We start from the raw sequence: 20813 nt of genomic DNA on the forward strand, positions 1-20813 counted from the left end.
ATCTATTATAATCCTATGCTGATTTGCAGCTATTATTTTCCTGTGAAATTAGGCAGTCTCCGCTCGCTAAAAGCTCGTAAAGCCTCTAAACGGTCTTCGGTTGGAATCGTTATTTCATAGGCTTTCGACTCAATTGCCAATCCAGTTTGCAAATCTGCATTCATCCCTTGATTAATCGCATATTTCGCCTGCTTTAAAGCAATAGGACCATTTTTCATCATTTCTGCTGCAAACTCTTCACAGGACTTCATAAGTTCATCACGCTTTACAACTCTCGTCAGTATTCCCCATCCATAAGCATCTGAAGCAGAGATTTTTCGCGCTGTAAAAATCAGCTCTTTCGCTTTTGCTTCACCAATTAACCGAGGTAAACGCTGCGTACCGCCAGCTCCGGGAATAATAGCCCAGCTCGTCTCTGTAAGTCCCAGCTTCGCTTCCTCTACTGCAAGGGAAAAATCACAGGCCAACATTAATTCAAAACCGCCGCCAAACGCATAACCATTTACCGCCGCAATCGTTGGCTGAGGAAGAGAAGCTACGCTGTTGAATACATCCCGAATTGCTTTTACGTTTCTTCTTACTTGCACATCGGTTAAAGTTTTACGCTCTTTTAAATCAGCACCTGCACTAAAGGCTTTCTCACCTGCTCCAGTGAAAATGACTACTCTCACTTCTGGATCTAGCTCAATAGAATCTACCACTTCTTGTAACTGCTTTAATGTCTCATAATCAAAACAATTTAACACGTCAGGACGATTTATTGTTACATACCCTATACTATCTTCTATATTATACAAAACATTAGACATTTTCTACACCTCTTTTTATTTGTAAAAAACCCTTACTTGGCATTTCGTCAAATAAGGGCCCTCACGTTATTCTGTTACACTCTCTACGATCGCCGCTATTCCTTGCCCAACGCCTACACACATCGTCGCAAGGCCGAATTTTGCATCGCGTTTCTTCATCTCGTATATAAGGGTTGTTAAGATACGAGCTCCGCTTGCCCCAAGCGGATGGCCAAACGCAATCGCCCCTCCGTTTACATTCACTTTATTTTTATCCAGCTCCAATTGACGGATACATTCCAAAGCTTGAGAAGCAAATGCCTCATTCAATTCAACTAAGCCGATATCTTCGACCGTTAAATTGGAACGTTGCAGCGCTTTTCTTGTAGCAAAAATCGGTCCTAATCCCATGATAGCCGGCTCTAATCCTGCTGTTGCTCCTACTACATACTTCACTAAAGGCTTCAATCCTAATTCCTTCGCCTTATCGGCACTCATGATTAATAACGCTGAAGCTCCATCATTGACACCTGAAGCATTACCCGCCGTAACCGTTCCTCCTTCAAACAGAGGCTTTAATTTCCCGAGTTTTTCTAACGTTGTATCCGGACGAGGATGCTCATCCGTATCGACGACAATTTCATTACCTTTTCGATCTTTATATACAACAGGGACAATTTCTTGTGCAAAACGATTTTCTTCCATCGCTTTTTTCGCCCGCTGCTGACTCTCAAAAGCAAACTGATCCTGATCACTGCGTGGAACATTAAAGCGCTGAGCTACATTTTCAGCCGTTTTCGGCATTGTGTCTACACCATACATTTCTTCTAACTTTTTATTCGTGAAGCGCCAGCCAATCGTCGTATCTTGAAGCTCCATTCCACCACGAGGGAATTCTTTATCAGGCTTTGCCATAACGAAAGGCGCACGTGTCATGCTTTCCGTACCGCCGGCAATGTATATGTCTCCTTCTCCAATCGCAATCGCTCTCGCTGCATACATGACAGCATCTAATCCGGAACCGCACAAACGGTTTACTGTTGTACCCGCAACGCTAACGGGGAGACCCGCCAGTAAAGCCGACATTCTCGCTACGTTACGATTGTCTTCCCCCGCCTGGTTTGCGTTTCCAAAAATCACTTCTTCAATTTCATCAGCCGGAAGAGACGGATTGCGTTCTACAAGCGCCTTGATGACAACCGCACCTAAATCATCTGGACGTACACTTTTTAATGCCCCGTTATATCTGCCAATTGGTGTTCGAACAGCATCTACGATTACAACTTCTCTCATTTTTTAACCGCCTCTTTTTCTTCGGTAGTATAATCATATACTCCCTTGCCTGATTTTCGACCTAAACGTCCTGCCTTAACATATTGCTCTAATAACGGAGCCGGACGATATTTTTCACCAAGCTTCTCATGCAAATACTTTAAATTATTTAAACGGGCATCTAACCCTACTAAGTCTACAAGTTCAAATGGACCCATTGGGTAGTTCAATCCTAATTTAATGGCTTTATCAATCTCCTCAGGTGTACCCAGCCCTTCTTGAAGCATGTAAAAAGCTTCATTACCGACCAAAGCGCTAATGCGGCTTGTTACAAATCCAGGGAACTCATTAATCACAACCGTCTCTTTTCCCATCTTTTCCGCAACTTCTTTAATCACTTGTGCCGTTTCATTACTTGTTTCCAGGCCGCGAATAATTTCAACAAGCGGCATTTTATGAACCGGATTAAAGAAGTGCATCGCAATTGTTTTTTCCGGACGGTTTCCGTATGAAGCAATTTCCGTTGGACTCATCGTTGATGTGTTCGTCGCAAAGAAACAATGAGCTGGTGCATATTTTTCAATTGTTTCAAATACCGCTTTTTTGATTTCAGCTTTCTCAGGAACAGCCTCAATCACTAAATCCGCTTCACTGGCCGCTTCTTGTAAACTAGTAGCATAGTAAAGATTTTTCTTGGACAATTCTACTGTTTCAGCAGATATTTTTCCGCGGGATAATCCTTTTTCAAAGATGCTGTTCAATTCCTTTTTGGCATTTTCTAATGCCGCTTCTTGCACATCCACTAATGTAACCGAGTATCCCCCGACAGCTCCTACATAGGCAATACCTCTTCCCATTACACCTGAACCTACTACAACAATGTTATTAATCATGGTTGTCCTCCTTTTTTCAACACACACTTATGCAAATAAGTACGAATAAAACTCATTAGGAGCTCTATCCGTACTCATCATAGAATTACACACCAAATGGATTTAATGGACGGCTGCCATAGTAAGAAATGATGCTTTTTGTTTCCGTATATAGATCAAGCGTCTCAATACATAGCTCACGGCCAAAACCGGATTGTTTATAACCGCCAAACGGTGTTCCAGGCATGGCTGAGAATGGGCAGTTCACCATTACGATACCAGCTTGAATTTGATTCGCTACACGAGTAGCACGTGCTCCGTCTTTCGTCCAAACAGCTGAACCTAGTCCAAATTCAGTATCATTAGCTAATTTGATTGCTTCTTTTTCATCTTTAAATTTCATGATCACGACAACTGGTCCAAAGATTTCTTCATTAACTACTTTCATGTCATGATTAACATTGGCAATAACAGTTGGCTCGTACCAGAATCCATTTTCAAATCCTTCGACCTTCGCCCCTTTGCCGCCGGCTAAAATTTCAGCACCGTCTTCAATGGCAGATTTCACATAACCATCCACTACATCCCATTGGCTTTGATCAATAATCGCACCAACATGTGTTTCTTTGTCAAACGGATTCCCTAATTTCAATTTCTTTGTCTTTTCAACAAATTTACTTACAAATTCATCATAAATGTCTTCGTGTACGTATAAACGTGAGCGAGCTTCACAAGACTGACCTGTATTGTAGAAAATACCGTATAAAGAACCGTCTACCGCTGCATCGATATCAGCATCGTCAAATACGATATTAGGAGATTTACCGCCTAGCTCTAACGTAACACGCTTTAATGTTTTAGACGCTCTTGCCATGATATCTTTACCGATTGGTGTAGAACCAGTGAAGGCTACTTTATCTACTTGTGTATGCTCCACTAAGTAGTTTCCAACTTCTGCACCTGAACCAGGAACGATGTTTACGACACCTTCAGGTACTCCTGCTTCATAACAAATTTCTCCAAGAATAATAGCTGTAAGCGGTGTTAAACTAGCCGGTTTTACAACAACTGAACATCCGACAGCGATGGCAGGAGCAATCTTCCACGCAGCCATCATTAATGGATAATTCCAAGGAATGATTTGCGCACAAACTCCGACAGGTTCTTTTTCTGTATAGTTGTGGAATTGTCCAGGCACAGGGTTCACCGTACCGCCATGTCCTACGATGGCACCTGCATAAAATTCGAAGTCTTCGATTGCCTGCATCACTTGACCTTGTGCTGCATTCAGGGATTTACCAGTATCTAAAATCTCTAACTCTACTAATTCATTAAATCTTGAACGCATGATTGAAGCGATTTTATTTAATACACGAGAACGTTTATTAACCGGTGATTTTTTCCATTTGCCAAAATCAAATGCATTGCGAGCTGCTTGAATGGCTTTTTCTGTATCTTCTTTTGTCGCTTTCGCTACTTGTGCGATGACTTCGCCAGTAGCAGGATTATATGTTTTAAACGTAACGCCGTTGCTGCTTTCTACTTTTTCGCCATTGATGATTAAATGGTAGAATTCACGTTTCATAGCAGGTTTTTCTGTTTTGATTTCTTGAACTGTTGTCATATTATCCCACTCCTTTTATTTTCCTGTAAAAACTGGTTTGCGTTTTTCTAAAAATGCGTTAACGCCTTCACGAGAATCTTGTGTCAATCCTGCAATACGTTGACCTTCAGCTTCTTTCTCTAGATAAGAGTCAAAAGAAATGTTGTTAGCCAAGGTTAAATAATATTTGATTAAGCCGATTGCTTTCGTTGGCATTTGAGCAAGTTTCACAGCAAACTCTTTGACTTCTTGTTCCCATGTATCCATCGGAATCACTTTTGTCACTAGCCCGAGGTCAAAAGCCTTCTCAGCACTAACCTTTTCTCCCAAAATAGACAGCTCTGCCGCTTTCGCGCTTCCGATTAATTTAGAAAGGAAGTAAATATTACCTGAATCTGGAATTAATCCGATATGGATGAAGGCATTAAGAAAGCTTGCTTTTTCTGAAGCTATTCTAAAATCACAAGCAAGTGCTAAACTAAATCCAGCTCCTGCTGCTACACCGTTTACGGCAGCAACAATAGGTTTCTCACAATTCACAATTTGTTTCACCATTGGGCCGTAATGATCTCTGAGAACTTGGCCATGATCCATTTCCTCATTAACTTCCGCTAAGTCTTGTCCGGAGCAAAACGCCCGCCCCTCACCCGTTATGACAATACATCGCACCGTTTCATCTAAAGATGCTTCTCTTACCGCCTCTTTTATTTCACGATTCATTTGAGCGATAAAAGCATTCAGCTTATCTGGTCTATTCAGTCGCAGCCAAGCTACGCCATCTTGCACGTTGTAGCGAATCGTTTCAAACATATCCCTTCCGCCTCCTTATCTTCCTTTGAAGTGCGGTTTTCTTCTTTCTATGAAAGCCTGCATTCCTTCTTTTTGATCTTGTGATGAGAACAATAAGTAAAAATTCTTTCGTTCATACTGCATTCCTTCGTATAAGGAATGGTCCACCGCTTTATTTACCGAATCTTTAATAAGACGTAATGATAAAGGAGGTTGTTTTGCTAACTTATTAGCAAACTTCATCGCTTCTTCCATCAATAATTCTTCAGCAACAATCCGATTAACGATTCCGTGCTCCTGCGCTTGTTCTACCGAAATTCTATCCCCAGTCAAAAGCCATTCCAGCGCTTTTGTTCTTCCAGCAAGCTTCGTTAAACGTTGTGTGCCTCCGGCTCCTGGCATTACACCAATATTGACTTCCGGGAATGAAAATTCAGTGCCGCTTGCTGCAATTAACATATCGCAGCAAAGCGCTAGCTCAAAACCTCCGCCCAACACAAATCCTTTCACCGCGCCTATTATCGGTTTTTTGATAAGACCTAAACGGTCCCAATCGGCAAACTGATTTAACAGCTCTAAACGGATGGAATCATCATTTGCCATTTCATCAATATCAGCACCTGCTGAAAAGGCACGTCCTTTTCCGGTAATTAATATTGTGACCACTTCATCCTGCTGATCAAATGATTCAATCGCTTCGACAATTTCTCTTACCATTCTGCGGTTTAATGCATTGTATTGCTTCGGGCGGTTTAGTTCAATTAATCCTACCCCGTCTATAATGGAAGTTTCGATAAATTGGAAACTAATCATTTCACTTCTTCACCTATCATTAATGTTACAAGCTCTCCAGCAAAGCCCATTAAATCTTTTCCAGAAGCCTTACCCTCTGCAGAACGCATGCCTTGCTTAAGCGCTTCATAATCGTCGTAATACATTTCACACATTAAGTAGTACTCTCCTTCTCCACCCATAGGAGAGCCGGTGATTTTGGTTACTTCCATTTTGCGAAGGCCGGGAATCTTCTCTGTAATTGGACCGTGAACATTAAAGTAATGCTCGTCAAATGCTTCTTTATTTTCAGGATGTTTATATAATGCAATCATTTTCACCATAGTTGTATCCTCGCTTTACATTAAATTTGAAATCGGCTTCATTGCCTCAAATGGGTTTTTGCAGCTTTTGCAATACAAAATACTTCTGCATGCGGTCGGTCCAAAAATATTTTCCAATGTTACATAAGTAGATCCACAGTACGGACAGTCTACATGCCAAGTGCCGTCTTCCTCCATCTGTTTTGGAGGAGGGGCTATTCCGAACGCCTTTAGCCCCTGTTGTCCTTTTTGCGTGATACGGTCTGATGTCCATGGCGGGGATTGAACAAACTCCACCGAAACTTCTTCAACAGCCGGAAGCCCTTTCACCGCACAAACAATATTGTTTTTAATAAACTCTAAAGCCGGACAGCCTAAAAAGGTCGGCAATATTTTAATCGATATATCACTGTTTTGGATGGAAACTTCTTCCACCATTCCTAAATCAATGATACTTACTGTATCAATCTCGGGATCTTTTACATTTTCCAATATGCTTAACACGTCTTCCTGTGTTATATGCAAGGGTGCTATCATTATTTACACCTCTTTTCTGATTGATTACCAAGGCGCAACAGGATCGAGGTTGTATACTTCACCTAGTGTTGATAACGCATCCTCTAATTCTTTTGTGTGTTCTCCGTTGCGTCCATTTTGGCTTTGAGGATTTACTTTTCTAGGAATTTCTAACTCTAGGGATTCAAATATACCAGAAAGGGCAATAGTCCATTTTTCTTTTAAAACGCTTTCTTCCTCAATCAAGCCAAATTGCTTCATTTGTTCAGCATGATGCCCTAATGAAAATACATCATCAAAGTCACTCATTACTTTGTCCATGGCCTGCATCATTCGCTCTTTCGCTTCTTCTGTTGTACTTAAAAGCTGGACAAACCAAGTTTTCCAATGAAGCAAGTGATAGTAAAGTTCCATATTTACTTTCACGGCTACTTCTGCCAGCGGGCCGTATGTGCTTTGTTTCAACGAGTCTATTTTCACTTTCTTCGCTTGTGTGTAGAAATAGTTTCTTACTACCGCGTAAGCCCAATCATATTGCGCATCTTCCATATAATGACCTGGGCCGTTTAAGCGTTCTACTAAAATACTATTCTTTCTTTCATGCGCAGGACGAGCATGAGCTAAATCGTCGGCTTTCCCTAATCCTAATTCTTCCAACAGGGTATAGAACATTGTCGCATGCCCCATGCTGTCCTGGCTGATGGAGGAAGAAGCCACATCCTCTTCAATATGCGGAGCTAATCCAAGCCATTCAGAACCTCGGTAAGCAAAAAAGAAATCATCATCTGCCAGCTGAAATAATAATTCAACCAATGCCTCTTTAAATTCTGGGCTTAAAGTTTTTGCTGCTTCACTCATTTGTCTTTTCCCCCTGCCCATGACAATATTTCTTTTTCATCAAGCATCTTCTGTTCGTAATGACGCCATTTTTTCTTTAAATAACCGTAACCTTTGGTTGTACGGTAATCTTTATTATCTAAACGATTTAATATTTGCTTTTCTTCTGGCGCTAACGCTCGAATGTCGGATCTGTTAACCACCCAGATATCAGCAACCGGTTCACGGCGCATAAAATTTTCTTGAGCCATAATCAAAGCCATTTCTGCGTTTGGAGCGAGCAAGCTGAATTGATGCTGGAACGCAGAGCTAGGTGTACGTTTACTAAACACTTCATACTCTTGATAAAATGTTTTCTGGTTATTTTCCATTTTTCCATCTACTCCCTTCTGCTTCTCAGCGAATCGCTGCACTTAATGCTTCCCGTACCCAAGCGTTACTTTCATAAGATTTCCGGCGAAGGTTCAGACGAACTTGAGATCGCGGACCTTGGTTTTTACTGATTTTCTTTAACTCATCCCAATTAGGCTGTTCATATACCCATTGTTGCTTTTCCTCATCATAATGGAGCGTTGGATCCGGAATCGTTAATCCTAATGATAAGATTCGCGGAATATATTTCGTAAAGAAGGCTTGACGCAGTTCTTCATTGTTTTTTGTACGAATCTTGTATTTAATGGTCACATCTTGTTTCGAGCTGCCCATCGTAGTGCTGCTGGCTGGTCCAAAGAAGATGAGCAAAGCCTCCCACCAACGGTTTAGTGCCTCTTGAATCAAGGCCTTTTGCTCTTCAGTTCCTTCCGCCAGAGCGATGATGATGGATTCTCCATGCTGTGCATGGAACACTTCTTCAGCACAAATGCGATGGAGTGCTCTTGCATATGGGCCGTAGGAAGCGCCCAGCATATCCGTTTGAGTGATAATCGCCGCTCCGTCTACCAGCCAGCCGATTAAGCCTGCATCCCCCCAAGTTGGCGCTGGCATATGAAACACGTTGTGGAACTTAAGCTTCCCTTCAAATAGGTCTTCCATTAAGTCGCCTCTTGATTTTCCGAAAGGCTTTAACAAGTCTTCTGCTACACGCAGTAATAATTGCCCGTGTCCCATCTCATCCTGTACTTTTGCCATAATACCGAGTTTCCGACGAAGAGAAGGTGCTTTCGGTACCCATTCTTTTTCAGGAAGCGCTCCCATTATTTCGCTCATTCCATGCATAGAAATTAATTTAATAAGTGCTGTTCTATATTCATCGGGCATCCAATCGTCTACTTCGATCTTCTCCCCCGCTTCAATGCGCTTCATAAATTGTTCTAACTTTTCCGCCTCAGTTAATGTTTCTGTGAGATTAGACATCGTCTATTCCCTCCCTTTCGTATAACACTTCTATAACGATATTATAAATTACTGTTATATTAAAAATCAAACAATTTTTTAAAAATTTAATATTTTATACAGTAGCTGCAACTTTCCGTTCATCCACAATGCGGACTGCTTTGCCTTCAGATCTAGGAATACTTCTTGGAGCAAGAACTCTTACCTTCATGCTCACCAAACAGTTATTTTTCATCGAATGCTGTACTTTTTTCATAATAAATTGAATATGCTCATGCTGCATGTTGTTATTTACTTGTTGGTAAAACTCTTCAGTAATTTCCACATGTAATTCCACCACATCCAACGTTCCTTCTCGACGCAGGCGAACCTGGTAATGCGGTGCGAGCTCCTCGATTTGGATTAAAAAATGTTCAATCTCAGACGGGAAGACATTTACTCCGCGTATAATGAGCATATCATCGATACGGCCCTTCACACGTGACATTCGTGTGGTTGTTCTGCCACATTTGCATTTTTCCTTCGTAATAGAAGCGATATCTCCTGTACGATAACGTATAACCGGAAATGCCTCTTTCGTTAAGCTAGTGAAAACCAATTCGCCTTCTTCACCATCAGCTACAGGTTCAAGTGTATCCGGATTGATAACTTCCACGATAAAATGATCCTCCGCAATATGTAATCCATTTTGCGCTTCATGACATTCCATCGCTATTCCCGGCCCCATTACTTCACTCAAACCATAGATATCACAGGCTTTAATCCCCAACTTTTCTTCTAAAACTTTACGCATTTCTTCCGACCATGGCTCTGCCCCAAAGATACCAAATTTTAAAGAGCTGTTTTTTGGATCTTTCCCCAAATCCTCCATTTCTTCAGCAACTTTCAAAATATAGGAAGGTGTTCCAGCAATGACAGTTGGCTTAAAGTCTTCAATGACAGTAATTTGACGATCTGTATTCCCTCCGGAGATCGGAACTGTTGCCATGCCAAGTCTTTCTGCCCCATAATGAATCCCTAATCCACCTGTAAATAATCCATATCCGTAAGCATTCTGAAATATTCCATCTGGCTCTCCACCAGCTATTGCAATGGCACGGGCAACCATATCTGCCCAATTATCAATATCATTCTTCGTATAGCCCACTACCGTTGGCTTTCCGCTTGTACCAGAAGAAGCATGAATGCGAATGATGTCTTTCTTGTCAGCCGCAAATAAGTTGAAAGGGTAATTTTCACGCAAAGCTTCTTTTTTTGTAAATGGCAGTTTTCTAACGTCCTCTATAGTTTGGATATCCTCTACTGTTATATTAAGTTCATTAAACCTTTCTTGATAAAAAGGTACTTTAGCAGTTACTCTTTTTACCGTTTCCTTTAACCGCTCCAATTGCAGCGCTTTCATTTCCTCTTTTGAATACGTTTCAACGTCATGAATAATCATTACTCCATCCCCTTTGATAGATTCCATCCTTTTAAACGCTTACAAAAAACTTATTGATGTAAAACATGTAACTGATTTTTTGTTAATGATGTGATTTTTGTTACACTTTATATTTATAAGGTATCACATGTAACAAACGTTGTAAATATTTCAAATATTATAATAGTGAAAATAATAAAAAACTTTATAAATAAAAATGAATTTTCATCATTATTATTCCACTAACCTCCCATTACATGAAAAGACACGTTCCTAAATAACACGCCTTATACGGATAAACAAGAAGCTAAATGTTTTTAATCAAACTAAATTGAGAGAACCATTAAATCATAAAAGACACAGCCTTATGCTGCGTCTTTTTTTGCATTTCCATATTTGATATTCCCCGGTTCCAATTTGATCTTGGCCTGTATCTGTTTGAACACCGATATTTGGAATTGTGAGGATTGGACTACGAAAGTGTTGTATAGATTAAGGGGTACCCAATGAATAAAATTTCACTTGGGTACCCCTTTTATTAACCATCCAAAATTTTATAAAAAACTCATCCAAACATAAGTTAGAATGAGCTTCTATTTATTTCAATATTAATTGATTAATACTTGAATATCCATTGGTAGATTCGTTTTATACTGTTTCTACAAAAGAAAGAGGGTGCATCTAAAAATTATATTTTTGGGACACCCTCTTTCTTCTTGAAATGCACCCCGTTAGGACAATACAAAAATCCGCCTTTATGGCATTCTTAGTTATCCTTACATTCCAAACTTTTGGAGCCTTTTATAAAAAGTACTCCTTGGTATTTCTAGTAATTTCGCGGCTGCGGTTACATTACCTTTTGTCTTTATTAATGCATCCACCATTAGGTCCTTTTGTATTTTTTCTCGGGCATTTAACTTCTTTTCAGCATCGTCTTTATTTACTTGAGAATTTGACAAAGAACTGGATGGATGTCTTATTATTAAAGAATCAAAGCTATTAACAAAAATATTCTGACTTGACTGTTCATCAAGAGACATAATGTACAGCCGCTCTAAAACGTTTATTAATTCTCTTATGTTTCCTGCCCATTCATAGTCTTTCAATCTAGAAGATAGATCATCCATATTAGGGATGTTCCATCCATTTCTTTTACAGAAATACCTGATAAGGTGAGGGATATCTTCTTTTCTTTTTCTAAGAGAAGGAACTTCAATTGGGAAAACGTTCAAACGGTAATAGAGGTCTTCCCGAAAAATTCCGTCCTCTACAAGTTTCGTAATATCACGGTGGGTTGCTGTAATAACACGAACATCCAATGGGATTTCCTTCGTACTCCCAATCGGGGAAACATTCTTTTCCTGAAGTACACGCAATAAGGCCACTTGCATGGAATGCGGAATTTCACCTATCTCATCAAGAAAGATCGTCCCCTTCTGAGCCTGTTCAAATTTCCCTTTATATCCTTGCCGCCTTGCTCCGGTAAAAGCCCCTTCGACATAGCCAAAAAGCTCACTTTCCATAAGTTCTTTCGGAATCGCTCCGCAGTTTAATGAAATAAATGGGCCATCCTTTCGGGGGCTGTTGTCATGAATTGCCCGAGCAATCAGCTCTTTTCCAGAACCGGTTTCACCTGAAATAAACACGGTGGTATCTGTTGGAGCTACAAGCTTAACCTTGGCTAACGTATTTTGAAAAACCTCACTCGTTCCACACTCTCCTTTAAAGATAAAGGGTTTTGAATGGCTTTGTACTTGAATTGATACGTTTTTACGATGTGTTAGCACTTCTGAAATAAAATAGCAGCTTCCGATGATCCTGTTGTTTTCCTTCGAATGAAAAGGCATTTCAGCATCAATTTGGTATCCGTTATGTAATAGTTCGTACAGGTTCATTCCGATCGATTGAGGGAACCTTTCGCGAAGCGGTTTACTCGCGGATATGATCATTTGTTTTTGATTACATACCAGAAAGAACTGGTTTTGATAGGTCTCTGCCAGATGGCTTGCTTGCTGGAAAAGTGTTATTTCTTCTAAATAGGCCCGCTTGCTGATTTCTTTTTCAATGGCATAAGAAATCGAAGTGACCATTCCAAGCATAAAGGGGTGAGAATAATTAACTGGGCATGAAACATCAATGACGCCCATTAGATTTCCATTATCGTGAAAAATAGGTGTGGCGGAACAGCTCCATTGATGGGAAGCGACGGAATAATGCTCAGCCCCATTAATAGTTACCGCTTCTTTTGTCTGTAACGCTGTCCCTATTGCATTTGTACCGACCTCCGCCTCAGTCCAGCGCACCCCTTCAACAAAATTAATTTTTCTTGCATCGGATAAGGTTTGTTTGTTTCCTGTTAAAGATAGAACATATCCATCCGGATCGACCAAAAGTGCCATCATTCCAGAATCTTTTATTGCCTGATCCATCTTTTTTATATAGGGGGAGGCTATTTCGATCAGCAGAGAATTCTTTTCTTTTTTGGCATCCAGTTCTTCTTTTGATAATAAATCCAGGCCTTTATTTAAATAAGGGTTTACCTTTTCTTTTTTACAGCGGTGCCAGGATTCCGAAATTCGTTTGTTCAACCGTGCTGAATCAAGAATTCCTTCTTTAACAAATCGCTTCCAAGCATCAAAATAGAAAGTTGTATTCATAAACCCTCCTGTAACCATAGGAACTATTTTCTACAGTAATTTTTTATAGATTACTTTTGTAAATCTTGCGAAGAAAAAAGGAGTATTAGTAGAAATCCGTCAAACGTGGTGTTTAGAAGTACAGTTCTAATTATACAAAACAGAGAATGCGCTTTCAATCATACAATTGTCATTATATAGAAAATTAAAAAAACTACGCGCAATAAACACGTAGTTTGATAACTTAATAGAATATTAAAGTGAAGGATCTACAAGTATCTTAATTTGGTTCTTGTTTTTAGTTAATGCTTCAAATCCTTCAGAAACGATTTGATCAATAGATATTTTTTTAGTTACTAATTCTGCTGCCTGAATTTGCCCATTGGCGATAAGTTGAATAACTTGCGGAAAAATGTTGCGATAAGCTATGATACTAGTCATTTTTCTCTCAGTTAAAATAAAATTATTTACTGGAATTCTGGCTGGCTTTTCCCATATGCTGATATTCACCACATTACCTTCTGATTTTGTCGACTCAATCGCTGTATTAATAGTGGCTTCGATTCCAGCTACTTCAAATGCTACATCAACCCCAAGTCCATTTGTATATTCTTTTATTGATTCAACCGGATTTACTTCGGTAGGATCAATGACGATGTGTGCTCCAGCTTGTTTAGCAATCTCACGGCGTTCTGCTGAAACCTCTACCGCAATAATTTGACTAGCTCCTGCCGCTTTAGCAGCTTGAATAACTAATAATCCAATGGGTCCTGTACCGATTACGGCGATTGAATCCCCAATCTTCATATCACTTTGGCGAACCGCGTGAACGGCAACAGCTGTTGGTTCAACAAGCGCTGCTTGTTCCCATGACATATGGTCTGGGATTTTATGCACCATCTTTGATGGTACAACGCTATATTCTGAAAAACCGCCCAAGCCTCCGGACAGACCAATAAAACCTAATTGTTCACAAACATTATAGTGACCTTTCTGGCAAGAAGAACATTTCCCGCAGCTGTAAATGGGTTCTACACATACTCGGTCACCTACTTTAATACCTATTACAGCTTCCCCAACTGCTGTCACTTCCCCGGCATATTCATGCCCCATAACAATTGGAGCTTTATCCATAGAAATTGGATGGGGCTCTTCTACCGGGACAAAAATAGGGCCAGCCAAATATTCATGTAAATCCGAACCACAAATGCCACAATAGGATACTTTTATTTTCACCTGATCTTTTTCAACCGAAGACTCGGGAATGTTTTCGACTCTTATATCTTTTTGGTTATACCAAAGAGCAGCTTTCATAATCATTTCTCCTTTTCTTAAACATGAACTGCATGTCCAACGGCACTAAGTAATGCCTCATGGATTGCCTCAGAAAGACTTGGATGGGCAGCAATAAATTGTTCCAAACTATCCGTTGTCAACTCAGCATGAAGCATGACGGTACCTTGCCCTATCAGTTCGGTGGCGTGGGGACCGACAATCGAAACCCCAACAATTTCCCCATACTCTGGTTCAACTAACACCTTTACCTTTCCAGATTGTTCATTGGAAATTAACGCCTTCCCGTTTGCGGAGAATGGAAACTCCCCAACTCTTATATCACCATATTGGTCGATGGCCTGCTTTTCCGTTATACCTACACTGGCAATCTCAGGTGAGGTATAAATGCAGCGGGGCACAGCACGATAATTTACATGTGTATCGACTCCGCATGCGTTTAAAGCAGCAACTGTTCCTTCATGGAATGCCACATGGGCCAATTGAATCCCGCCGATAACGTCTCCACAGGCATAGATATTTGGAATGTTTGTTTGCATTTGCTCATTTACTCCAATTCCTTGTCTTGAAAAATCAATGCCGATGTTCTCAAGACCCAAGCTATTTACCCTTGGCTTGCGGCCAATCGAAACGAGGACCAAATCAGGCTCAACCTCATGGAGACCTTTATCGTTTTCTATAAACGCCTTCTTCTGATCCTTGTTTAAATCTTTTAGTCTAGTCGAAGAAAAGATAGTAACACCGTCGTTTTCAAGCTCCTTATGTAAGATCGTAGCTACATCTTTATCTTCTCCTGGCAGCAGCTGATCCGCCATCTCCACAATGGTGACTTTTGTTCCCAATCTGCTATAAATACTAGCAAATTCACAGCCGATTACACCTCCGCCGATAATTAGCAATGAGGAAGGAATGGACTGTAGCGACATCGCCTGACCACTATGAATGATCCAATCGCCGTCAAACGGTGCAAATGGCAGCTGGATCGGTTCAGAGCCAGCAGAGATAATTATTTTGTCTGCAGTTATCTCTTCTTGGTTCCCATTATGCTCAATTCGTAAAACCCGGCTCGTTAGGAAAGACGCCGAACCCTTTATTACCTTCACTTTATTTTTCCTCATTAGATATTGGATTCCTTGAACCAGTGTCGAAACAATCTTGTTTTTACGGCCCTGAACGGAATTCCAATCGATACCAATGCTGCCAGAAGGCAGACGAATTCCAAACTCACTCGCATGTTGAAGTGTATTGTACACTCCAGCACTTTCTAAGAGGGCTTTCGTAGGCATGCACCCTTCATTTAAACATGTGCCTCCAAGAGGTCCCTGGTCTATTATTGTCACTTCATGACCCTGCTGGGCTGCAGTAATTGCAGCCACATATCCAGCAGGACCACCACCTATAATTGCGATCAGAGTCATAAGAGTTCCCTTCTTTCTATAAAAGCATGGTTATCGGCTCTTCTAAATACTGCTTGATCGTTTGTAAAAATGCTGCAGCTGGAGCTCCATCAAGTACACGGTGGTCAAATGTCAAACTGAGCGGAAGAATGCTTCTTCTTTCTAAATTTTCACCAATATAGGTTGGGGTATCATAAACAGCACCGACACCAAGAATCCCTGTTTCAGGTGGATTTAAGACTGGTGTGAAATGCTCAACACCATAGGACCCGAGATTACTAATCGTAAACGTGGAACCTTGCATTTCCTCGTGAGTAAGCTGAGTTTGTCTTGCTTTTTGTGCCAGGGTTTTAATACTTCGAGACAAATCAATAAGTGAACAACTCTCAGCATTGCGGATGACTGGAACCACTAACCCTTTTTCAAGCGCAACTGCCATGCCAAGATGAACGTTCCTAAACAAATGAATTTTATCGTCCATATACGCACTATTCATCTCGCCGTGCTTCTGCAGTGAGAGCACAACGGCACGAGCAATAAAGTCGGTCACCGTTATTTTTTGATCAAAACGATTTTGAACAGTTTTGGCTATTTGCTTTTGTAAAGCCATTAAATCCGTCACATCGGCCTTCATGTTAATCGTTAGCTGTGCTGTTTTTTGCAGGCTGTCAAACATTCGTCCAGCAATCACTTTTCGGATTCCACTGAGGGGGATTTGCTGGGTCTCCTCTATTGGGTTCACCGGAGTTTCGACTGTTTCCTTTTTCTCCTCTGCCTGAGGCGAAGCTGAATTTTTTATGGTTGCCTCTACATCTTCCTTTGTTATTCTTCCTCCAGGCCCCGTTCCTTTGATATTTTCAATAGTAAGGTTGGCTGCCTCCGCGATTTTCCTTGCGACTGGGGAAATTTTCACGCGATTCCGAGCCGCTTTTACTGAAGTGATAGACTCTTGTTTTTCATTTACAGATGTGGCATTTTCCACTTCAGTTTTTTGGGCTTCTTCGACTGCCAACGCAGCAGCTACTTCTTCACCCGGAATTCCGATATAACAAATCACAGTCCCAGGAGGAACCCCTTCTCCTTCGGGAACAGCAATTTTCAATACTGTTCCTTCCGCAGGAGATTCCACATCAATTTCAATTTTTTCTGAACTGACGCTTGCAATCGATTCCCCCTTTTCGACAGGGTCTCCGACTCCTTTATTCCATATCGATACAGTGCCTTCTTTCATGGCCATTCCCAATTTCGGCATCACAACTTCTACCGCCATGTTGATCTCTCCTTCCCGCTCTCTGATTTATACTTCTAGAGGTACACCTACTAGTTCTGCTGCCACTTTGACAACTGTTTCTACTTTAGGCAGATAAATATCTTCGAGGACCGGTGAGAAAGGTACAGGCGTGTGCGGTGCCGTAATTCGTTTAATTGGGGCATCAAGTGTATCAAACCCTTTATCGGCAACTAGTGCTGCAATATCCGTAGCAATACTGCATCTTGGATTGGCTTCATCAATAACGATTAAACGGTTGGTTTTTGCTACAGACGAAAGAATTGTTTCTTCATCCATCGGTGACAGGCTGCGTGGATCAACGACTTCCACTTCAATTCCCTTCTCTGAAAGTTGCTCAGCAGCTTCCAATGCAGTATGTACCATTTTGCCAACCGCTACAATGGTTACATCTGACCCTTCCCGCTTGATATCTGCTTTACCAATCGGAATCGTATAATAACCTTCTGGAACATCGCCTGTCATATTATAGAGTGTTTTATCCTCAAAAAAGATGACAGGATCGTTATCTTCGATCGCTGCGAGTAATAATCCTTTTGCTTCATAAGGTGTGGATGGGACAACCACTTTTACACCCGGAATCGCAGTAAACAGAGCATATAAACTTTGGGAGTGCTGGGCAGCCGCTCTAAATCCGGCACCATGCATGGTTCGAATGGTAACTGGAACCTGGGCCTTGCCCCCAAACATATAGCGAAACTTTGCCCCTTGATTTAATACTTCATCTAAACAGCTTCCAATAAAGTCGTTAAACATTAATTCAGCAATTGGCCTTAAACCGGTTGAGGCCGCCGCCATCGCTGCTCCCATATAACCTGCTTCTGTAATTGGGGTATCCAAAATTCTTTCCCGACCAAACTCCTGAACAAGTCCTTTCGTGACCCCTAGAACTCCGCCCCATGCATCTTCGTCCTGCAAGTGATCCACTTCAGCCCCGCCGGCCACGTCCTCACCTAATAAAATGACATTTTCGTCCTTACGCATTGCAAGTTTCATAGCCTCATTTATCGCTGCTGACATACTCAATTTCCTTGCCATAATCGAATTCCTCCTTTTAATTAGTCGATCAATAAAATGACTAAATTCTAAACTTATTAATCGGGGCTGCTCCTATAAGCCGTCCTTTTTGAATCACCAATTTCAGGGTTCTCTATTTTAATAAGACACATAAACATCGGTTAACAACTCAGAAGAACTTGGGTACGGGCTCTCTTCACTGAACTTCACAGCTTGATTTACCGCTTCTTTAACTGAGTTTTCTAATTTGGTTAATTCGTTTTCAGCTAACAGCCCCTGGCTTAGCAAGTGATTTCTAAAAAGTAGAATGGCATCTTTATCCGTTTTATGCTCGACCTTTTCTTGGTCCGTTTTGTATTTTTGGGCATCTCCTTCGAAATGGCCATAATTTCGATACGTCACACATTCAATTAGTGTTGGACCTTCCCCGCGGCGTGCCCTTGCAACAGCTTCTTCTGCTGCTTGGTAGACTGCGAGAACATCTTTTCCATCTACCTTAATACCTGGGATATTATATCCAATCGCCCGATCAACAATGGATTTACAGCTTGACGCATAGGTAAATGGAGTAGCCTCTGCATAGCCGTTATTTTCGGCAACAAAAACGACTGGAAGATTCCAAATAGCAGCAAGATTAATTCCTTCATGGAAGGTCCCGTGGTTTTGGGCGCCATCTCCAAAGAAACAAACGCTTACATCCTCAGTCTTCTTATACTTAGCTGTTAAAGCAGAACCGCATGCGAGAGGAAAGCCACCGCCTACAATTCCATTCGCACCCAGCATCCCTTTATCAAGGTCGGCAATATGCATAGATCCGCCCTTTCCTTTGCATAAACCAGTTACTTTCCCGTAAATTTCCGCCATCATCCCATTTAAATCACAGCCTTTGGCAATACAATGACCGTGTCCGCGATGGGTACTTGTTATACTATCTTTATCAGTTAAATGGGCACAAACGCCCACAGCAACGGCTTCTTCTCCTGCGTATAAATGAACAAATCCTGGCAAGATTCCCTGTGCAAATAACTCATGCACACTGTCCTCAAAGTTTCGGATTTCTAGCATTTTTTGATACATCCATTGTGCTTTTTCCTTTGTTAAAGCTACATCTTTACTATCCATCGTTCTCATTTTTTCAGCCTCCCTGGAAAAATTCATTACAACTTTATTAATGCAAGAACCGTGCCAAAAAACGGAAGTCATATTCTCAATGCCTTAACGAAAATTCAGGTACAAAAAAAGAGACAAAACGAAACAACTGTCTCGTTTTGTCTCTTTTTGATTACTTTCCAGGTGGCTACTTAAATTAATTTTCCATAAAGGCTTAGTAAATTTGCTTCTTAGCCTTTTTATCGCAAGAGGTTGGAGAAAATATATTCTTATCTAGTGATCTCATCTTATCGATTGTTGAATATGACACTTGCTGCTGAATCTCTGCATCTGAATTTCTTTTCACTTTATTTAAATATCATAGTGGGCTAGTCATGAAAACCATCATTCTATGTATATTAAAAAAGGACCGTTCAACTAAATAGAGATTCTCTCTTATTGTTTTTTAATAGGCGAAACAACCGCATATAAATTTTCACTTGGATCCGAGACCTTGATCTCAACAATTTTATATCCATTCCCTCCATTTTTGCAGTCGTTTTCCCTTGATGTTTTGAATTGAATGTTATTCATTGTTCCTACTTCCTTCCTAGAAAAATTTCTCACAGAAGTTACTATATGCTGTATGTTTTAAATATGTGCATGAATTTTTTTCAAAGTGCTTATGTTTTTCATTTATTTAAATTACATAATTCGCTTGAAAAGGGCTGCCATATCTGGCAGCCCGCTTAGTTTTCTTCATCTTTAAAGATTGACTTTATTAAAGTATGAGGGATATTCAGTGTTTCATCGAAAAAAATGGGAACATCTTCTCCATTTCCCCTTTTTTTGAGGGTAGCTACTTCATTATTTATCTTCTCCATTTTGAAATCCAACTCAGAAGCTGAAAGTGCTGCCTCTTTTAAATCATTTTTTATCCGCTCTGGTATTTCCTTGTCATATTTATAGTATATTTTATGTTCCAGACTTGCCCAAAAATCCATGGCAATTGTTCGTATTTGCAGCTCCACGAACACCATTTCTACTTTGTCTGACATAAAAACAGGGATTTTAATAATTAGATGGAGACTCTGATAACCGTTCGGTTTTGGATTCTTTATATAATCCTTCCTTTTAACTAACTCTACATCCTTTTGATTTTCAATGATTTGACTTATTTTATAGACATCCGTGATAAAGGGACAAACAATCCGAATCCCTGCAATGTCTTTAATATTCTCTTTAATGGATTCCAAAGAAAAATTAAGGTTTTTCGCTTGCAACTTCTTTAGAATACTATCCGGTGATTTTAGCCTCGAATTTGTATGTTCAATTGGGTTATATTCATGGATGTGAATAAATTCTTCTTTTAAAATATTTATTTTTGTATTCATTTCATCCAATCCAAATTTATACATTAATGAAAACCGTTTTAATTCGTTTCTCATATTCCTTAGCTTAATCATATGCTGTTGGGCTAACTCTTCCATTAATAAAATGTCTCCTTTAAACAGAACTAATCCATTAGTAAATAGTTTTACGGTTGCTATCTTATCTTAGACCCTTTGTT

The 20813-nt window shown here is 40.4% G+C and carries 20 protein-coding genes; all 20 read right to left on the reverse strand.

What is annotated here, in order from left to right; genetic code table 11:
- Positions 1-32: 32 nt before the first annotated feature.
- Entirely contained in the window at positions 33-809 is a 777-nt protein-coding gene (locus FS608_RS06045) for an enoyl-CoA hydratase-related protein (protein WP_144548349.1), read from the reverse strand.
- Between the two features lie 66 nt (positions 810-875).
- A complete protein-coding gene (locus FS608_RS06050) occupies positions 876-2081 on the reverse strand; it encodes an acetyl-CoA C-acyltransferase (RefSeq protein ID WP_144548350.1) in 1206 nt (401 codons plus the stop codon).
- Entirely contained in the window at positions 2078-2953 is an 876-nt protein-coding gene (locus FS608_RS06055; RefSeq protein WP_144548351.1) for a 3-hydroxyacyl-CoA dehydrogenase, read from the reverse strand. The genes FS608_RS06050 and FS608_RS06055 overlap by 4 nt, the downstream gene beginning before the upstream one ends.
- An 85-nt stretch (positions 2954-3038) precedes the next feature.
- Positions 3039-4556, reverse strand: coding sequence for an aldehyde dehydrogenase family protein (locus tag FS608_RS06060; RefSeq protein WP_144548352.1), 1518 nt, complete (start codon positions 4554-4556; stop codon positions 3039-3041).
- A gap of 15 nt (positions 4557-4571) precedes the next feature.
- Positions 4572-5345 carry an enoyl-CoA hydratase-related protein gene (locus FS608_RS06065; protein ID WP_144548353.1) on the reverse strand — a complete coding sequence of 258 codons (774 nt, stop codon included), beginning with the start codon at positions 5343-5345 and terminating at the stop codon, positions 4572-4574.
- Positions 5346-5360: 15 nt separating this feature from the next.
- Positions 5361-6137, reverse strand: coding sequence for an enoyl-CoA hydratase/isomerase family protein (locus tag FS608_RS06070; protein ID WP_144548354.1), 777 nt, complete (start codon positions 6135-6137; stop codon positions 5361-5363).
- Positions 6134-6439, reverse strand: a complete 306-nt coding sequence (locus FS608_RS06075; protein WP_144548355.1) for an EthD family reductase — start codon at positions 6437-6439, stop codon at positions 6134-6136. The genes FS608_RS06070 and FS608_RS06075 overlap by 4 nt, the downstream gene beginning before the upstream one ends.
- Before the next feature lie 15 nt (positions 6440-6454).
- Positions 6455-6955 (reverse strand): 1,2-phenylacetyl-CoA epoxidase subunit PaaD, encoded by a 501-nt coding sequence (gene paaD / locus FS608_RS06080; protein ID WP_144548356.1) that lies wholly within the window; start codon positions 6953-6955, stop codon positions 6455-6457.
- 24 nt (positions 6956-6979) lie between these two features.
- Entirely contained in the window at positions 6980-7792 is an 813-nt protein-coding gene (gene paaC, locus FS608_RS06085; RefSeq protein ID WP_144548357.1) for a 1,2-phenylacetyl-CoA epoxidase subunit PaaC, read from the reverse strand.
- Positions 7789-8142, reverse strand: a complete 354-nt coding sequence (gene paaB, locus FS608_RS06090) for a 1,2-phenylacetyl-CoA epoxidase subunit PaaB (RefSeq protein WP_144548624.1) — start codon at positions 8140-8142, stop codon at positions 7789-7791. The genes paaC and paaB overlap by 4 nt, the downstream gene beginning before the upstream one ends.
- Positions 8143-8167: 25 nt before the next feature.
- Positions 8168-9124, reverse strand: coding sequence for a 1,2-phenylacetyl-CoA epoxidase subunit PaaA (gene paaA / locus FS608_RS06095; protein WP_144548358.1), 957 nt, complete (start codon positions 9122-9124; stop codon positions 8168-8170).
- 94 nt (positions 9125-9218) lie between these two features.
- On the reverse strand, positions 9219-10544 hold the full coding sequence (locus tag FS608_RS06100) for a phenylacetate--CoA ligase family protein (RefSeq protein WP_144548359.1): 1326 nt from the start codon (positions 10542-10544) through the stop codon (positions 9219-9221).
- A gap of 755 nt (positions 10545-11299) precedes the next feature.
- Positions 11300-13180, reverse strand: a complete 1881-nt coding sequence (locus tag FS608_RS06105) for a sigma-54-dependent Fis family transcriptional regulator (protein ID WP_144548360.1) — start codon at positions 13178-13180, stop codon at positions 11300-11302.
- A 234-nt stretch (positions 13181-13414) separates the two neighbouring features.
- A complete protein-coding gene (locus FS608_RS06110; protein WP_144548361.1) occupies positions 13415-14473 on the reverse strand; it encodes a 2,3-butanediol dehydrogenase in 1059 nt (352 codons plus the stop codon).
- Positions 14474-14490: 17 nt separating this feature from the next.
- Positions 14491-15870 carry a dihydrolipoyl dehydrogenase gene (lpdA, locus tag FS608_RS06115; RefSeq protein ID WP_144548362.1) on the reverse strand — a complete coding sequence of 460 codons (1380 nt, stop codon included), beginning with the start codon at positions 15868-15870 and terminating at the stop codon, positions 14491-14493.
- A gap of 16 nt (positions 15871-15886) precedes the next feature.
- The gene (locus FS608_RS06120) at positions 15887-17119 is read right to left on the reverse strand and encodes a dihydrolipoamide acetyltransferase family protein (protein ID WP_144548363.1); all 1233 of its coding nucleotides are present in this window, start codon (positions 17117-17119) and stop codon (positions 15887-15889) included.
- Positions 17120-17146: 27 nt separating this feature from the next.
- Positions 17147-18175: an alpha-ketoacid dehydrogenase subunit beta gene (locus FS608_RS06125; protein WP_144548364.1), complete on the reverse strand. Its 1029-nt coding sequence runs from the start codon at positions 18173-18175 to the stop codon at positions 17147-17149.
- Positions 18176-18292: 117 nt separating this feature from the next.
- Complete coding sequence (locus FS608_RS06130) at positions 18293-19285, reverse strand: thiamine pyrophosphate-dependent dehydrogenase E1 component subunit alpha (protein WP_144548365.1); 993 nt, start codon at positions 19283-19285, stop codon at positions 18293-18295.
- Positions 19286-19699: 414 nt separating this feature from the next.
- Positions 19700-19837: a hypothetical protein gene (locus tag FS608_RS30110; RefSeq protein ID WP_186328621.1), complete on the reverse strand. Its 138-nt coding sequence runs from the start codon at positions 19835-19837 to the stop codon at positions 19700-19702.
- 155 nt (positions 19838-19992) lie between these two features.
- A complete protein-coding gene (locus FS608_RS06135; RefSeq protein WP_144548366.1) occupies positions 19993-20733 on the reverse strand; it encodes a GTP pyrophosphokinase in 741 nt (246 codons plus the stop codon).
- Between the last annotated feature and the right edge of the window lie 80 nt (positions 20734-20813).

Source organism: Bacillus sp. X1(2014), assembly GCF_007678255.1.

Coding starts and splice junctions, on each gene's coding strand:
- FS608_RS06070 (WP_144548354.1), bottom strand. CDS start 6,137: ATGATTAGTTTCCAATTTATCGAAACTTCCATTATAGACGGGGTAGGA.
- lpdA (WP_144548362.1), bottom strand. CDS start 15,870: ATGACTCTGATCGCAATTATAGGTGGTGGTCCTGCTGGATATGTGGCT.
- FS608_RS06105 (WP_144548360.1), bottom strand. CDS start 13,180: ATGAATACAACTTTCTATTTTGATGCTTGGAAGCGATTTGTTAAAGAA.
- FS608_RS06100 (WP_144548359.1), bottom strand. CDS start 10,544: ATGATTATTCATGACGTTGAAACGTATTCAAAAGAGGAAATGAAAGCG.
- paaA (WP_144548358.1), bottom strand. CDS start 9,124: ATGTCTAATCTCACAGAAACATTAACTGAGGCGGAAAAGTTAGAACAA.
- FS608_RS06060 (WP_144548352.1), bottom strand. CDS start 4,556: ATGACAACAGTTCAAGAAATCAAAACAGAAAAACCTGCTATGAAACGT.
- FS608_RS06055 (WP_144548351.1), bottom strand. CDS start 2,953: ATGATTAATAACATTGTTGTAGTAGGTTCAGGTGTAATGGGAAGAGGT.
- FS608_RS06075 (WP_144548355.1), bottom strand. CDS start 6,439: ATGGTGAAAATGATTGCATTATATAAACATCCTGAAAATAAAGAAGCA.
- paaB (WP_144548624.1), bottom strand. CDS start 8,142: ATGGAAAATAACCAGAAAACATTTTATCAAGAGTATGAAGTGTTTAGT.
- paaD (WP_144548356.1), bottom strand. CDS start 6,955: ATGATAGCACCCTTGCATATAACACAGGAAGACGTGTTAAGCATATTG.
- FS608_RS06130 (WP_144548365.1), bottom strand. CDS start 19,285: ATGAGAACGATGGATAGTAAAGATGTAGCTTTAACAAAGGAAAAAGCA.
- FS608_RS06110 (WP_144548361.1), bottom strand. CDS start 14,473: ATGAAAGCTGCTCTTTGGTATAACCAAAAAGATATAAGAGTCGAAAAC.
- FS608_RS06065 (WP_144548353.1), bottom strand. CDS start 5,345: ATGTTTGAAACGATTCGCTACAACGTGCAAGATGGCGTAGCTTGGCTG.
- FS608_RS06135 (WP_144548366.1), bottom strand. CDS start 20,733: ATGGAAGAGTTAGCCCAACAGCATATGATTAAGCTAAGGAATATGAGA.
- paaC (WP_144548357.1), bottom strand. CDS start 7,792: ATGAGTGAAGCAGCAAAAACTTTAAGCCCAGAATTTAAAGAGGCATTG.
- FS608_RS06045 (WP_144548349.1), bottom strand. CDS start 809: ATGTCTAATGTTTTGTATAATATAGAAGATAGTATAGGGTATGTAACA.
- FS608_RS06050 (WP_144548350.1), bottom strand. CDS start 2,081: ATGAGAGAAGTTGTAATCGTAGATGCTGTTCGAACACCAATTGGCAGA.
- FS608_RS06120 (WP_144548363.1), bottom strand. CDS start 17,119: ATGGCGGTAGAAGTTGTGATGCCGAAATTGGGAATGGCCATGAAAGAA.
- FS608_RS06125 (WP_144548364.1), bottom strand. CDS start 18,175: ATGGCAAGGAAATTGAGTATGTCAGCAGCGATAAATGAGGCTATGAAA.
- FS608_RS30110 (WP_186328621.1), bottom strand. CDS start 19,837: ATGAATAACATTCAATTCAAAACATCAAGGGAAAACGACTGCAAAAAT.